Raw genomic sequence first — 14,151 nt, forward strand, 5'->3', positions numbered from 1 at the left:
GCCGGCCGCACGGCCGCGTCAGTGAAGCTGCTTGTAGATCTGCTCGGCGAGCGCGTGCGAGATGCCCTCGACGCTCGCGAGTTCCTCGACGCTCGCGGCCACCACGCCGCGCAACCCGCCGAATCGCGCGAGCAGCCGCTGCCGGCGCTTCGCGCCGACGCCCTCGAGTTCCTCGAGCCGCGATGTCTGGCGCGCCTTCGCCCGCTTGGCACGCATGCCGGTGATCGCGAAGCGGTGCGCCTCGTCGCGGATCTGCGCGACGAGCATCAGCGCGGCGCTTTCCTTGCCGAGTTCGAGCGGCGTGCGGCCGTCCGCGAACACGAGCGTCTCGAGGCCGACCTTGCGCCCCTCGCCTTTCGCGACGCCGACCAGCATCGACGTGTCGAGACCGAGCTCGGTGAACACCTGGCGTGCGATTTCGACCTGACCCTTGCCGCCGTCGATCAGCACGATGTTCGGCAGCAGGCTCGACGCCTCGGCCTGGCGCGTGGACTCGCCGTCGATGCCGGCCGCATCGTCGGCGGCTGCCGCCTGTGCGGCCTGCTCGACCATCTTCTCGTAGCGGCGCGTGAGCACCTGCCGCATCGCCGCGTAGTCGTCGCCCGGCGTGATCCCGGTGATGTTGTAGCGACGGTATTCGCCCGACTGCATCTTGTGATGGTGGTAGACCACGCACGACGCCTGCGTTGCCTCGCCCATCGTGTGGCTGATGTCGAAGCATTCGATCCGCAGCGTCGCGAGATCGTCGCATTCGTAGCTGAGCGTCTCCGCGAGCGCACGCGTGCGCGCCTGCTGCGAGCCCTGCTCGGACAGCAGCCGCATGAGCGCGATCTGCGCATTCTGCTCGGCCATCGACAGCCACGCACGCCGCTGCCCCTGCGGCTGCCGCACCAGCGACACCTTGTGGCCGGCCTGCTCGGACAGCAACTCGAGCAAGCCGCGGCTCGCGGGCGCATGGCTCACGACCAGCACCGGCGGCACGCGGTTGCCGAGATAGTGCTGCGCGATGAACGCGTCGAGCACTTCGGCCTCGACCGACGCCACTGCGTCGCCGCGCGTGCGGCCGGGTTCTTCCGCGGGGAGGTCGGGCAATACATCGGCGGACACATCGGTCGCCTCCGCCAGCTCGGACTCGTCGCCGATCCCGCCCTCGGCGAGCGTCAGCGCGCTTTCGACGTGCGTCGGGAAATACGCCTTGTCGCCGAGATGCCGGCCGCCGCGCACCATCGCGAGGTTCACGCACACGCGGCCGCCTTGCGCGACGACGGCCAGGATGTCGACGTCGCTGTCGCTGCCGACCTCGATCGCCTGCTGGTGCAGCACCGTCGCGAGCGAGCTCATCTGGTTGCGCACGGCTGCTGCCTGCTCGAATTTCAGTTCGGCCGCGAACGCATGCATCTTCTGCTCGAGCTCCTTCATCACTTCGGACTGCCGGCCGAGCAGGAAACGCGCGGCGTTCGAGACGTCGATCGCGTAATCCTCGCCGGAGATCGCGCCGACGCACGGCGCCGTGCAGCGCCCGATCTGGTGCAGCAGGCACGGCCGCGTGCGGTTGTTGAAGACCGAATCCTCGCAGGTACGCAGCTGGAACACGCGCTGCAGGATCTGGATGCTCTCGCGCACGGCCCAGGCGCTCGGGAACGGCCCGAAATACTGGTTCTGCTTGTCGACCGAGCCGCGGTAGTAGGCCATCCGCGGAAAACGGTGCGCGGTGAGCTTCAGGTACGGATACGACTTGTCGTCGCGAAACAGGATGTTGTAGCGCGGCGCGAGCGCCTTGATCAGGTTGTTCTCGAGCAGCAGCGCCTCGGCCTCCGAGCGCGTGACGGTCGTCTCGATGCGCGCGATGCGCGTGACCATCATCGCGATGCGCGGCGACAGCTGCGTCTTCGTGAAATAGCTCGATACGCGCTTCTTCAGGTCGCGGGCCTTGCCGACATAGAGCACGGCGCCCGCCGTGTCGTAGTAGCGATAGACGCCCGGCATGTGCGGCAACTGCGCAAGGATCTTCTTCGGTTCGAACGGGGTATCGGAAGCTTCAGGGGATGTCATGCGTGATCCGGGCGCCTTGTAACGCGGAACGGGTCTATTAGAATCGCCAGTTTAGAGCATTCACCGGCCCGCTTCGATGCCCCGCACCACCGCTGCCCCCCTGCCCGCCGCGCCGCTCGCGCCGGGCGAACCGATCGCCTGCGACCTCTTCTGCACGGTGGTCGACAATTTCGGCGACATCGGCGTCTGCTGGCGCGTCGCGCGCCAGCTCGCGCACGAGCACGGCTGGCAGGTTCGCCTGTTCGTCGACGACCTGCGCACGTTCGCACGCCTGCTGCCCGGGGTCGATCCCGACGCGGGGCGGCAGACGGTCGACGCAATCGCGATCGAGCACTGGCATGCGGAAGCCGGCGACGCGCTGGAGATCGCCGATGTCGTGATCGAAGCGTTCGCGTGCGAGCTGCCCGGCGCGTATCTCGCGGCGATGGCGCGGCGCGAACGGCGCCCCGTGTGGATCAACCTCGAATACCTGAGCGCCGAGGACTGGGTCGCCGATTTCCATCTGCGGCCGTCGCCGCATCCGCGCTACCCGCTGCTGAAGACGTTTTTCTTCCCCGGCCTGTCGGCCGGCACCGGCGGCGTCCTGAAGGAACACGACCTCGATGCGCGCCGCACGGCCTTCGAAGCCGATGCGGCGGCGCGCGATGCCTGGTGGCAGCGCGCGACCGGCGGCGCGCCGCCGGCCCCCGGTACGACGGTCGTCAGCCTGTTCGCGTACGAGAATCCGGCCGTCGACACGCTGCTCGCGCAGTGGCGCGACGGCCCGACACCGGTCGTCGCACTCGTGCCGGCCGGCCGCGTGTCGCCTGCCGTTGCGCGTTTTTTCGGGGTCGAGTCGTTCGACGCGGGCACGCATGCGCGCAGCGGCAACCTGACTGCTCACGGGCTCGCGTTCGTCCCCCAGGCAGACTACGATCCGTTGCTGTGGGTAGCCGACCTCAATTTCGTGCGCGGCGAGGATTCGTTCGTCCGGGCGCAGTGGGCCCGCAAGCCGTTCGTGTGGCACATTTACCCACAGGCCGACGACGTCCACCTGCCGAAGCTCGACGCCGCGCTCGCGCACCTGTCGGCCGGCCTCGCCGCCGCGCCGCACGCGGCGCTCGAGCGGTTCTGGCACGCATGGAACGGCGTCGGCACACCCGACTGGGCCGATTTCTGGCAGCACCGCGCCGCACTGGACGCCAACGCGGCCCGCTGGGCCGATGCGCTCGCGGCCGTCGGCGATCTCGCCGGAAAGCTGGCGGAATACGCAAAATCTCAGTTAAAATAAGCGGTTATCCGACGGCTGACCAGGCAAGCGCTCGCTTTTGGCGTCCACCGGAACGCACCGCTTGCGCCGTCAGCCGTTGCGCAACGCTCAGGCACCTATTTATTTGATTTGATCAGGACAGTTTTTTATGAAAACCGCACAGGAACTCCGCGTAGGCAACGTCGTGCAGATCGGCAGCGACGCATGGGTCATCGCCAAGGCTGAATACAACAAGTCGGGCCGCAACTCCGCCGTCGTCAAGATGAAGATGAAGAACCTGCTGACGAACGCAGGCCAGGAAGCGGTCTACAAGGCGGACGACAAGTTCGACGTCGTCGTGCTCGACCGCAAGGAAGTGACGTACTCGTACTTCGCCGATCCGATGTACGTGTTCATGGACGCCGACTACAACCAGTTCGAAGTCGAAGCGGAAATGATGGGCGAAGCGCTGAACTACCTCGAAGACGGCATGGCTTGCGAAGTCGTGTTCTACAACGAGAAGGCGATCTCGGTCGAACTGCCGACGGTCCTGGTTCGCGAGATCACCTACACGGAACCGGCAGTCAAGGGTGACACGTCGTCGGGCAAGGTGCTGAAGAACGCGAAGCTCGCAACGGGCTTCGAACTGCAAGTGCCGCTGTTCTGCAACACCGGCGACAAGATCGAAATCGATACGCGTACGAACGAATACCGCAGCCGCGCGTAATCGCCAGCGATATCCGCATCGAACAAAGCGCCCTTCGGGGCGCTTTTTGTTTGTCCGGCGCCAACAACCGGCGAGAGTCAGGCTCATGTAAAGCACAAAAGCCACCGGTAAAGATATTCAATTTGTATCATCGGTAACTGTTTTATAGCGCCGGAGAAATATTGCTCGTTACGCGTTCAGCGGGGCATAAAATCAGTTTTTAATCTGACATGCGGCTGCGGCCACGATGACCGACAGCCCGCCTCTCTTGACTCGACTCGCGTCCACCATGCCACACGCCCTGATTGTCGAAGACGATCCCAACAGTCTGTCCGGCCTCACCGCGCTGCTCGCCGCGGACGGCTTCTCGGTCGACACGGCCACGTCGCTCGCGGAAGCGCGCACGGCGCTCGGCCGTTCGATTCCCGATGTCGTTCTGGTCGACCTGAACCTGCCGGACGGCAGCGGGTTTGACCTGCTCCAGCACCTGCCGCAGCAACAGCCGAACGGCTCGCTGCCTGTCATCGTGCTGACCGGCAATGCGACGGTCGAGAGCGCCATCGAGGGGCTGCGTCACGGCATCTGGGACTACCTGCTGAAGCCGATCAACATCCCGCGCCTGCGCAGCCTGCTCGCACGGATCCCGCGTCCGTACGAACTGATCGACGAAGTGCAGTCGTTGCGCGCCTCGCTGCGCCATCTCGGCCGCTTCGGCGCGCTGGTCGGCCGCAGCGACGCGATGCAGCACGTGTACGACATGATCGAGCACAACGCGCGCACCGAAACGGCGGTGCTGTTCTCGGGCGAAGCCGGTACCGGCAAGAAGCTGGCCGCGCGCACGCTGCACGACCTGAGCCGGCGCCGCAAGGGGCCGTTCGTGTCGTTCGACTGCCGGACGATCGCCCAGGCCGGCCGGCACGGTGCGTCGCTCGACAGCGTGCTGTTCGGCCATGAGCGCGGTGCGTTCGATGGCGCCGAGCGCCGCGAATCGGGCCTGTTCGAACAGGCCGGCGGCGGCACGCTGTTCCTCGACGAAATCACCGCACTGCCGCTCGTGCTGCAGGAGGCCCTGTTGCATGCGCTCGATTCGCAGAACTTCATGCGGATCGGCGGCACGAGCTCGATCACGAGCGATTTCCGGCTGATCGCGGCCACGCGCCGCCCGGCACGCGAAGCGGTCGCGAACGGCACACTGCGCGAGGATCTGTGGCTGCGGCTCGATGCGGCATCGATCACGATGCCGCCGCTGCGCGATCGCGACGGCGACGCGCTCGCGATCGCGGATGCGCTGATCGACGAACTGAACCGCGACGCACGCGCAACCGGCCGCAGCACGACCGACAAGCGCGCGGCGCCGGGCTTCGTCCGTGAATGCCTGTCCTACGAATGGCCGGGCAACGTGCGCGAGCTGCAGGAACGCGTGCGCTTCGCGTACGACGCATCGGGCGATTTCATCGAGACGCTGCGCGCGGGCGAGCCGAGCTTCTCGGCCGGCGCCGCACTGAACGGCAGCAGCGTGCAGATCAAGGTCGGCACCCCGCTGTCCGACGTCGAGGATCTGCTGATCCGCGCGACGCTCGACGCCGTCGGCGGCACGCGCCACCGTGCGGCAACGCTGCTCGGCATCAGTCCGAAGACGCTGTACAACAAGCTGCAGCGGATGAAGGTGAACTGAGCAGGCGGCGATGCCCGAAGGCACTGGCAGGGTTTGACCGTTAGTTGCACAAAAGCACACTGCGTCGACCTGCCTGACTCCCGGAGCTGCCAGGTTCGCACCGGCAGCAGCCCATAAAAAAGCCGCGCGATTGCGCGGCTTTCTGTTTCGGCAAACGGAACGGCGCGGGTCGCGCCATCCCCTCCCCGCTCAGGCCAGTGCGCTGCTCAACAGCGCCTGCGCCTGCAGATACTCGGGCTGCGCGATCAGCTTGTCCCACTTGAGCGCCTTGCCGCGCCCACGCATCCGCTTGATGCGTCGCACCGACTCGTCCGTGGCCCGCGCTTTCAGGCCGTTCAGCACGACCTCGGCCGCGTCCGGCTGGTTGCAGACGAGCACCATGTCGCAACCGGCCGCGAGCGCGGCGTCGGCCGCCTGCGTGAGCGTGCCACCCTCGCGCGCGGCTTCCATCGACAGGTCGTCGCTGAAGATCGCGCCCGTGAAGCCGAGCCGTCCGCGCAGGATGTCCTGCAGCCACACGCGCGAGAAACCGGCCGGCCGCTTGTCGACCTGCGTGTAGATCACGTGCGCGGGAATCACCGCGGACAGCGACAAACCGAGCCAGTCGTACGGTGCGACGTCCTGCTTGAGGATCGCGTCGAGCGTACGGTCGTCGGTCGGCAGCGCGACGTGTGAGTCGGCCTCCGCGAAGCCGTGCCCCGGGAAATGCTTGCCGCAGTTCGCCATCCCGGCGAGCGACAGCCCGTGGTTCAGGCTCTTCGCGAGCAGCGTCACGACGCGCGGATCACGATGGAACGCGCGATCGCCGATCACTTTCGAGTGCCCGTAGTCGAGGTCGAGCACGGGCGTGAAGCTCATGTCGATGCCGCATGCACGCAGCTCGGCGGCCAGGATGTAGCCGACGGCCGTGGCGACCTTCGTCGCGAGCAGCACGTCGCGATCCCACAGCTCGCCCAGGCGGCGCATCGCGGGCAGCACCGTGAAGCCGTCGGTGCGGAAACGCTGCACGCGCCCGCCTTCGTGATCGACGGCGATCAGGATGTCTTCACGCACCGCGCGGATCGAGTCGGTCAGCGCGGTCAGTTGCGCGCGGTTCTGGAAGTGCCGCGCGAACAGGATCACGCCGCCGGTATTCGGATGCGCGAGGCGCCGCGCATCGTCGCGCGACAGGGCCGTGCCGACGACGTCGAGCATGACCGGGCCGGGAGTCGTTTTCATCGAATCGGGAATTCCGTCAGGAGGAGGTTCGGGAAACAGGTGCAGGCGCGGCGTCGGTCTCGGCGACCACGAACGACACCGCATAGTCGCGTTCGTCGCTGACCGTCACGCGCGCCGTGATGCCGCGGGCCGCCAGCCAGTCAGCCAACTCGCCCGACGCGACCACGTACGGCTCGCCGCTCGGGTGGTTGAGGGTCTGCAGCGCACGCCACGTCATCGGCCAGTGCATGCCGAGCCCGATCGCCTTCGAGAACGCTTCCTTCGCGGAAAAGCGCGTCGCGAGGAACGCGATGCCGCGCGCCTCGGAGCGGGCACGGCGCGCATGGAACACGCGCAGCTCGTCGGGGCCCAGCACCTTCTCGGCAAACCGGCCGCCCGTGCGTTCGAGCACGGCCGCGATGCGGCTCACCTGGGCGATGTCGGTACCGATACCGTAGATCGCCATGTCAGTACGCGCCGGTACGACCCGGCCGGGCCGGGTCAGGCATGACGCGCGACGCGCGGCGGCATGCCATGTTCAGCGCGCGCCGCCATGCAGCGCGGCAACGCGTGCGGCGACCATGATCGCCTTCATTTCGCGCACCGCGTTGTCCCAGCCCGCGAAAATCGCATGCGCGACGATCGCGTGGCCGATGTTCAGTTCGACGATGCCGTCGATCGCGGCGATCTGCTGCACGTTGGTGTAGTGCAGGCCGTGGCCGGCATTGACCTTCAGGCCGAGCTGCGCGCCGGCCTGAACGCCCGCGACGATGCGCTCGTATTCGCGCTGCTGTTCGGCTTCGTCGTGCGCTTCGGCGTAACGGCCCGTATGCAGTTCGATCACCGGCGCGCCCGCTTCGTGCGCGGCACGGATCTGCGTCTCGTCCGGGTCGATGAACAGCGACACGCGCACACCCACGTCGGCAAGCTGCTTGCATGCCGCACGCACGGCCTCGAAGTGGCCGGCGACATCGAGACCGCCTTCGGTCGTCAGTTCCTCGCGCTTTTCGGGCACGAGGCACGCGTCGTGCGGACGCACTTCGCAGGCGATATCGAGCATCTCGGCCGTCACCGCGCATTCGAGGTTCATGCGCGTCTTCAGCAGCGGACGCAGCTTGCGCACATCCGCATCGACGATGTGGCGGCGATCCTCGCGCAGGTGCAGCGTGATCGCATCCGCACCGGCTTCTTCGGCGGCGAGCGCCGCGCGGATCGGATCGGGATAGGTCGTGCCGCGCACATTGCGCAGCGTCGCGACGTGGTCGATGTTGACGCCGAGGTCGATGGCGGTGGGCGTGGTCAGGAAGAAGCTCATAGGTTTTGCAGGTCGATCAGGATCTGACGCGTGGCAAGCGGCGTACCGCCGAGATAGGTGTTCAGCAGGAAGCGCATCAGCGTCTTGCTTTGCGCAACCGTCTGGGCTCGATGGTAATCGTCCTGCTCCATATCGAGCAACGTCTGTCCGGAAATGACCGGCCAGTGCGACGGGACTTCGTCGTCCGCATTGCGCACGCCACGCTCGGGATCGAACACGTAGCGACGATCAGGCTCGACCGCGCGGCGCGCGACCGTGCGGTTCAGCGCCATCGCGTAGCCGGTCTCGCGCAGCAGCACGCGCTCGAACGAGCGCAGCACCTGCACCGCGGGTTCGCCGTGCGCGAGGCGCGTGAGGGTCAGCACGTAATGATTGAAGAGCGGCGGCTGGGGATCCTCGCGTGCGCAGAATTTCACGAGCAGCTCGTTCGCGTAGAAGCCGCACAAGAGCCCGTCGCCGCCGAGCGGCAGCATCCCGCCTACCCACTCGGCGCCCGTCAGCGTGCGCACCTCGGATTTGCCGGACCAGGACAGCAGCAGCGGCTGGAAGGTCTGCAGTACGCCGCGCAGCGCGGAGTGCGGACGCTTCGCGCCCTTCGCGACCAGCGCGAGCCGGCCATGATCACGTGTCAGCACGTCGATGATCAGGCTCGTTTCCCGATACGGATAACTGTGCAGCACATACGCCGGTTGCTCGGCGACGCGGAAATCGGACGTGCGTGACGTCGCGCGCCGCGCCTTGCGCGGCGGTTCAGGCGGTGCCGGCAGCGGCGCGTCGTTCGCGCCGGCCGTCACCGCGTCTTCAGTCGACGTCAGCGCGTCATTCGTACCCATAGGCGCGCAGCCCTGCCTCGTTGTCGGCCCAGCCGCTCTTCACCTTCACGAAGGTCTCGAGGTACACGGGGCCGTCGAACAGCTTCTCCATGTCCATCCGCGCCTCGGTGCTGATCTGCTTGAGCTTCTCGCCCTTCTTGCCGATCACCATCGCCTTGTGCGAATCGCGCTCGACGAGGATCGTCGCGAAGATGCGCTTCAGGCGCCCTTCCTCCTCGAACTTGTCGATCAGCACGGTGCTCGTGTACGGCAGTTCGTCGCCGGTCCAGCGGAACACCTTCTCGCGCAGGATTTCGGCTGCGAGGAAACGCGAGCTGCGGTCGGTCAGCTCGTCCTCGCCGTAGATCGGCTCGCCTTCCGGCAGGTACGGCTTGATCGTGTCCAGCAGGCGTTTGATGTCTTCCGGTTTCTGCGCCGACAGCGGCACGAGCTCGGTGAATTCGCGCAGCTCGCTCACCTTCTGCATGAACGGGAACAGCGTCGCCTTGTCGTTCACGCGGTCGATCTTGTTCGCGATCAGCAGCGTCGGCATGCCGGGCGGAATCAGGTCGAGCACCTTCTGGTCGTCGGGGCCGAATCGGCCGGCCTCGATCACGAACAGGATCACGTCGACCGACGTGAGCGTCGACGTGACCGCGCGGTTCAGCGAACGGTTCAGCGCGGTGCTGTGGCGGGTCTGGAAACCTGGCGTGTCGACGAACACGAATTGCGCGTCGTCGAACGTATTGATGCCGGTGATGCGGTGGCGGGTCGTCTGCGCCTTGCGCGACGTGATGCTGATCTTCTGGCCGACGAGTGCGTTCATCAACGTCGACTTGCCGACGTTCGGGCGGCCCACGATCGCGATCATGCCGCAACGGAAACCGGTAGGAGCGGGAGTGTTCATATCGTTTGGGAGACAGGTTCGGAAACGGCCGCGCGGCGCGCGGCACGATCGATGGGCAATTCAGTGGTCGGCATCGGCCACGCGCGCCTGCGCGGCGGCGAGGCTCGCGCCGCCCGGCGGCGTCTCGGCATCCGGTGCCGCGGCGTCGCGTGTGCGCGCAGCCGCACGCGACGCGGGGTCGGTACCGGCGGAAGACTTGTCGGCGGACGACGATGCCGGATCGGCGGCCTGGCCAGCCGGCTTGTCGGCAGCGCGTGCGGCGGGCACGGCTTCCGCGGGCTTCTCCGTGGCCTTGTCGGCTCGCTCGGCCGGCTTGTCGACAGACTTGTCGGCCGCCGGCTTCGCCGCCCGTTCGCGTTCGCCCTTTTCCGCAGCCGCGTCGACATGCGCCGCGCGAATCGCGGCCATCGGCGCCGCGGCCGGCTCGGTACCGGAAGTAGCGGTTGCCGCAGGCGCCGCACCGGCCGCTCTCGCCTCGCGCGCCGCCGCGCGTTCCTTCCGCTCCGGCGAGCGCAGGTCGAGCGCTTCCTGCACGCCCTTCACGCCCGGCACGATTTCGGGTTCGACGTGTTTCGACCCGCGCGCGTTTTTCGAGCGCTTCGGCTTCGAGGCCAGCATCGGCGCGGCCGCCATCACTTCATCGAGCGCCTTCTTCGCGGCAGCCTGCTCGGCTGCGCGCCGGCTCGCACCGGAGCCCGACACCTTCACATCGAGCTTCGGTACCGTGCATTCGACTTCGAATTGCTGATTGTGCGCCGCACCATGCGTCGCGACCACCGTGTAGGTCGGCAGCGCGATCTTGTGCCCCTGCAGGTATTCCTGCAGCAGCGTCTTCGCGTCCTTGCCGAGCGTGCGCGGATCGATATGGTCGAGAATCGGGATATAGAGGCGCTTGATGACCCCTTGGGCGGCTTCGAAGCCGCCATCGAGGAACACGGCCCCGATGATGGCTTCGAACGCGTCCGCGAGGATCGACGGGCGGCGGAACCCGCCGCTGCGCAGCTCGCCCTCGCCGAGCCGCAGTCCGTCCGAGATATTCAGGGCCTGAGCAATTTCGTACAGCGACTGCTGTTTGACGAGGTTGGCGCGTACGCGCGACAGATCGCCTTCGTCCAGCTTGCCGAAACGCTGGAACAAAAGGGCGGCCACCGCGCAATTCAGAACGGAATCGCCGAGAAACTCGAGCCGTTCGTTGTGCGTGGCACTGTGACTGCGATGGGTCAAAGCCTGGCGCAACAATTCCGCATTGCGAAATTCGTAGCGCAGCCGGCTTTCCAACTGGGATGAGGGCATGTGCAGGAGTATAACGCGGGCGCCCGGTCGGGCCGAAACGGCACGGCCGGACGCGAAAAGGCGTGACGAGGCGGTGTTACCGCCGGTTCTTAAAGTAGTTCGGCAATACGCGACGCGGCCCGTGCGTCGCGTAGTGCGAGTGAGTCGATTGCGATCAGTTGAAGGAACCGATGCGCTTCAGGTCGCTGAAGTTCATCCAGATGAAGAACGCGCGGCCGACGATGTTCTGGTCCGGCACGAAACCCCAGTAGCGGCTGTCCGCACTGTTGTCGCGGTTGTCGCCCATCATGAAGTAGTGACCGGGCGGCACCTTGCAGATCACGCCGCGGCTGTTGTACGTGCAGTTGTCGCGAAACGGATAGTCGTATGCGCCCATCACGAACGGCGGCACGGCCGGGTTGTTGAGGATCGCGTTCTTCTTGTTGCCGATCGTTTCCTCGAACTGCTTCGCGTAATTCTGCCGCTCGTCGTCGAAGAAATCGGGCAGCGGCGTTTCGGGCACCGGCTGGCCGTTGATCGTGAGCTGCTTGTCCTGGTACGCGACGGTATCGCCCGGCAGGCCGATCACACGCTTGATGTAGTCGACCGACTCGTCCTTCGGATAACGGAACACGACGACGTCGCCGCGCGACAGCGGGCTGCCCTGCGTGATCTTCGTGTTCGTGACCGGCAGGCGCAACCCGTATTCGAACTTGTTGACGAGGATGAAATCGCCGACGAGCAGCGTCGGCACCATCGAGCCCGACGGAATCTTGAACGGCTCGACGACGAACGAACGCACGACGAACACCGCCAGGATCACCGGGAAGAAGCTCGCCGTGTACTCGAGCCACCACGGCTGGCGCAGCTTCTCGTCGCGCAGCTTCGAACGCGTCTGCGCCGCGTTTTCATCCGCGAAGCGCTTGTCGATGCGCGACTGCTGGCGATCGAACTCCTCGATCGCCGAGTCGGCCGCCTTGCGACGCTTCGGCAGGAACACCAGTTTGTCCAGCACCCACGCTACGCCCGTCAAGATGACGAGCACAAAAAGAATCAGCGCAAAATTCATAAAAGGATCAGTCCTGTTATTTGTCTTCGACGCGCAAGATCGCAAGGAACGCTTCCTGCGGGATCTCGACCGAGCCCACCTGCTTCATTCGTTTCTTGCCTTCCTTCTGCTTCTCGAGCAGCTTCTTCTTTCGCGTGATGTCGCCGCCGTAGCACTTCGCGAGCACGTTCTTGCGCAGCGCCTTGATGTTCTCGCGCGCGACGATGTGCGCGCCGATCGCCGCCTGGATCGCCACGTCGTACATCTGGCGCGGGATGATCTCGCGCATCTTCGCGGCCACTTCGCGGCCGCGATATTGCGACTGCGAACGGTGCACGATGATCGACAGCGCATCGACCTTATCGCCGTTGATCAGCATGTCGACCTTCACGACGTCCGACGAACGGTATTCCTTGAACTCGTAGTCCATCGACGCATAGCCACGCGACACCGACTTCAGGCGATCGAAGAAGTCGAGCACGATCTCGGCCATCGGGATCTCGTACGTGAGCTGCACCTGGCGGCCGTGATACTGCATGTTGATCTGCGAGCCGCGCTTCTGCTCGCACAGCGTGATCACCGAGCCCACGTAATCCTGCGGCATGTACAGGTTCACGGTGACGATCGGCTCGCGGACTTCGGCGATGCGGCCCGGCTCCGGCATCTTCGCCGGGTTCTCGACCATGATCGTCGAGCCGTCGCTCTGCACGACCTCGTAGACGACCGTCGGTGCGGTCGTGATGAGATCCATGTCGAACTCGCGCTCGAGCCGCTCCTGCACGATTTCCATGTGCAGCAGCCCGAGGAAGCCGCAACGGAAACCGAAACCGAGCGCCTGCGACACTTCCGGCTCGTACTGCAGCGATGCGTCGTTCAGCTTCAGCTTCTCGAGCGATTCGCGCAGCGCGTCGTACTGGTTCGCCTCGACCGGATACAGCCCCGCGAACACCTGCGGCTTCACTTCCTTGAAGCCCGGCAGCGGCTCGGCGGCGGCCTTGGTTGCGTGCGTGACGGTGTCGCCCACCTTCGCGGCCGTCAGCTCCTTGATGCCGGCGATGATGAAGCCCACCTGCCCTGCCGACAGCGATTCGAGATTGCGCGACTTCGGCGTGAACACGCCAACGTGCTCGACCGGGTACTGCGCGCCGGTCGCCATCATCTTGATTTTGTCCTTCGGGCGCAGCGTGCCGTTGACGATGCGCACCAGCATCACGACGCCGACGTAATTGTCGAACCACGAGTCGATGATGAGCGCCTGCAGCGGTGCGGCCGGGTCGCCCTTCGGCGGCGGCACCTTCGCGATCAGCGACTCGAGCACGTCCTCGACGCCGAGGCCCGTCTTCGCGCTGCAACGCGTCGCGTCGGTCGCGTCGATGCCGATCACGTCCTCGATCTCCTCGATCGCGTTCTCGGGGTTCGCGGCCGGCAGGTCGATCTTGTTCAGCACGGGAACGACCTCGACGCCGAGCTCGATCGCCGTATAGCAGTTCGCGACGGTTTGCGCCTCGACGCCCTGGCTCGCATCGACGACCAGCAGTGCGCCTTCGCACGCGGACAGCGAACGGCTGACTTCGTACGAGAAGTCGACGTGCCCCGGCGTGTCGATCAGGTTCAGGTTGTAGACCTTGCCGTCGCGCGCGCGATAGGACAGCGCGGCAGTCTGCGCCTTGATCGTGATGCCGCGCTCGCGCTCGATGTCCATCGAGTCGAGCACCTGCGCTTCCATTTCACGGTCGGCGAGGCCGCCGCATACCTGGATGATGCGATCCGCGAGCGTCGACTTGCCATGGTCGATGTGCGCGATGATCGAGAAATTGCGAATATGATCCATTCAGTGCCGATCAAGCGAAAAAGGCGCGCTCGACGACTGCAGAGCACGCCTTGTGTAAGTCGGTGAAAAAACAGCTTAGTTTAGCCGAAAAGGCCTTTGCCGGGCGGT

At 65.9% G+C, this 14,151-nt stretch carries 12 protein-coding genes; 3 read left to right on the forward strand and 9 right to left on the reverse strand.

The window, feature by feature from the left end; genetic code table 11:
• Nucleotides 1-18: 18 nt before the first annotated feature.
• Complete coding sequence (gene uvrC, locus CFB34_RS18690; RefSeq protein ID WP_089439556.1) at nt 19-2,052, reverse strand: excinuclease ABC subunit UvrC; 2,034 nt, start codon at nt 2,050-2,052, stop codon at nt 19-21.
• Between the two features lie 76 nt (nt 2,053-2,128).
• Between uvrC and earP the strand changes: the two genes are divergently transcribed.
• The 3 genes from earP to CFB34_RS18705 all read left to right on the forward strand — a co-directional run bounded on the left by earP (nt 2,129) and on the right by CFB34_RS18705 (nt 5,661).
• Nucleotides 2,129-3,322, forward strand: coding sequence for an elongation factor P maturation arginine rhamnosyltransferase EarP (earP, locus tag CFB34_RS18695; protein ID WP_089439555.1), 1,194 nt, complete (start codon nt 2,129-2,131; stop codon nt 3,320-3,322).
• 127 nt (nt 3,323-3,449) lie between these two features.
• On the forward strand, nt 3,450-4,007 hold the full coding sequence (gene efp, locus CFB34_RS18700; RefSeq protein WP_011351421.1) for an elongation factor P: 558 nt from the start codon (nt 3,450-3,452) through the stop codon (nt 4,005-4,007).
• A 268-nt stretch (nt 4,008-4,275) separates the two neighbouring features.
• The gene (locus CFB34_RS18705; RefSeq protein ID WP_089439554.1) at nt 4,276-5,661 is read left to right on the forward strand and encodes a sigma-54 dependent transcriptional regulator; all 1,386 of its coding nucleotides are present in this window, start codon (nt 4,276-4,278) and stop codon (nt 5,659-5,661) included.
• Between the two features lie 189 nt (nt 5,662-5,850).
• Here the strand turns inward: CFB34_RS18705 and nagZ are convergent, their stop codons facing one another.
• From nagZ to lepA, 8 genes are all read right to left on the reverse strand, one after another.
• Nucleotides 5,851-6,879 carry a beta-N-acetylhexosaminidase gene (nagZ, locus tag CFB34_RS18710; RefSeq protein ID WP_089439553.1) on the reverse strand — a complete coding sequence of 343 codons (1,029 nt, stop codon included), beginning with the start codon at nt 6,877-6,879 and terminating at the stop codon, nt 5,851-5,853.
• 16 nt (nt 6,880-6,895) lie between these two features.
• Complete coding sequence (gene acpS / locus CFB34_RS18715; protein WP_011351418.1) at nt 6,896-7,324, reverse strand: holo-ACP synthase; 429 nt, start codon at nt 7,322-7,324, stop codon at nt 6,896-6,898.
• A gap of 72 nt (nt 7,325-7,396) precedes the next feature.
• Nucleotides 7,397-8,173 carry a pyridoxine 5'-phosphate synthase gene (pdxJ, locus tag CFB34_RS18720; protein WP_046545252.1) on the reverse strand — a complete coding sequence of 259 codons (777 nt, stop codon included), beginning with the start codon at nt 8,171-8,173 and terminating at the stop codon, nt 7,397-7,399.
• The gene (recO, locus tag CFB34_RS18725) at nt 8,170-9,006 is read right to left on the reverse strand and encodes a DNA repair protein RecO (RefSeq protein ID WP_011351416.1); all 837 of its coding nucleotides are present in this window, start codon (nt 9,004-9,006) and stop codon (nt 8,170-8,172) included. The genes pdxJ and recO overlap by 4 nt, the downstream gene beginning before the upstream one ends.
• Nucleotides 8,993-9,892 carry a GTPase Era gene (era, locus tag CFB34_RS18730; RefSeq protein WP_006476493.1) on the reverse strand — a complete coding sequence of 300 codons (900 nt, stop codon included), beginning with the start codon at nt 9,890-9,892 and terminating at the stop codon, nt 8,993-8,995. The genes recO and era overlap by 14 nt, the downstream gene beginning before the upstream one ends.
• Before the next feature lie 60 nt (nt 9,893-9,952).
• Nucleotides 9,953-11,185: a ribonuclease III gene (gene rnc, locus CFB34_RS18735; RefSeq protein WP_089439552.1), complete on the reverse strand. Its 1,233-nt coding sequence runs from the start codon at nt 11,183-11,185 to the stop codon at nt 9,953-9,955.
• Between the two features lie 154 nt (nt 11,186-11,339).
• Nucleotides 11,340-12,233 carry a signal peptidase I gene (lepB, locus tag CFB34_RS18740; RefSeq protein WP_089439551.1) on the reverse strand — a complete coding sequence of 298 codons (894 nt, stop codon included), beginning with the start codon at nt 12,231-12,233 and terminating at the stop codon, nt 11,340-11,342.
• 16 nt (nt 12,234-12,249) lie between these two features.
• On the reverse strand, nt 12,250-14,043 hold the full coding sequence (gene lepA, locus CFB34_RS18745; RefSeq protein ID WP_059501585.1) for a translation elongation factor 4: 1,794 nt from the start codon (nt 14,041-14,043) through the stop codon (nt 12,250-12,252).
• Nucleotides 14,044-14,151 lie beyond the last annotated feature (108 nt).

The organism is Burkholderia sp. HI4860, assembly GCF_002223045.2.
Classification (GTDB): domain Bacteria; phylum Pseudomonadota; class Gammaproteobacteria; order Burkholderiales; family Burkholderiaceae; genus Burkholderia.

Bases quoted from the DNA above. Each gene is read 5' to 3' on its own strand.
- earP (WP_089439555.1), top strand. From the start codon at position 2,129: ATGCCCCGCACCACCGCTGCCCCCCTGCCCGCCGCGCCGCTCGCGCCG.
- uvrC (WP_089439556.1), bottom strand. From the start codon at position 2,052: ATGACATCCCCTGAAGCTTCCGATACCCCGTTCGAACCGAAGAAGATC.
- nagZ (WP_089439553.1), bottom strand. From the start codon at position 6,879: ATGAAAACGACTCCCGGCCCGGTCATGCTCGACGTCGTCGGCACGGCC.
- pdxJ (WP_046545252.1), bottom strand. From the start codon at position 8,173: ATGAGCTTCTTCCTGACCACGCCCACCGCCATCGACCTCGGCGTCAAC.
- recO (WP_011351416.1), bottom strand. From the start codon at position 9,006: ATGGGTACGAATGACGCGCTGACGTCGACTGAAGACGCGGTGACGGCC.
- lepB (WP_089439551.1), bottom strand. From the start codon at position 12,233: ATGAATTTTGCGCTGATTCTTTTTGTGCTCGTCATCTTGACGGGCGTA.
- era (WP_006476493.1), bottom strand. From the start codon at position 9,892: ATGAACACTCCCGCTCCTACCGGTTTCCGTTGCGGCATGATCGCGATC.
- rnc (WP_089439552.1), bottom strand. From the start codon at position 11,185: ATGCCCTCATCCCAGTTGGAAAGCCGGCTGCGCTACGAATTTCGCAAT.
- lepA (WP_059501585.1), bottom strand. From the start codon at position 14,043: ATGGATCATATTCGCAATTTCTCGATCATCGCGCACATCGACCATGGC.
- acpS (WP_011351418.1), bottom strand. From the start codon at position 7,324: ATGGCGATCTACGGTATCGGTACCGACATCGCCCAGGTGAGCCGCATC.
- CFB34_RS18705 (WP_089439554.1), top strand. From the start codon at position 4,276: ATGCCACACGCCCTGATTGTCGAAGACGATCCCAACAGTCTGTCCGGC.
- efp (WP_011351421.1), top strand. From the start codon at position 3,450: ATGAAAACCGCACAGGAACTCCGCGTAGGCAACGTCGTGCAGATCGGC.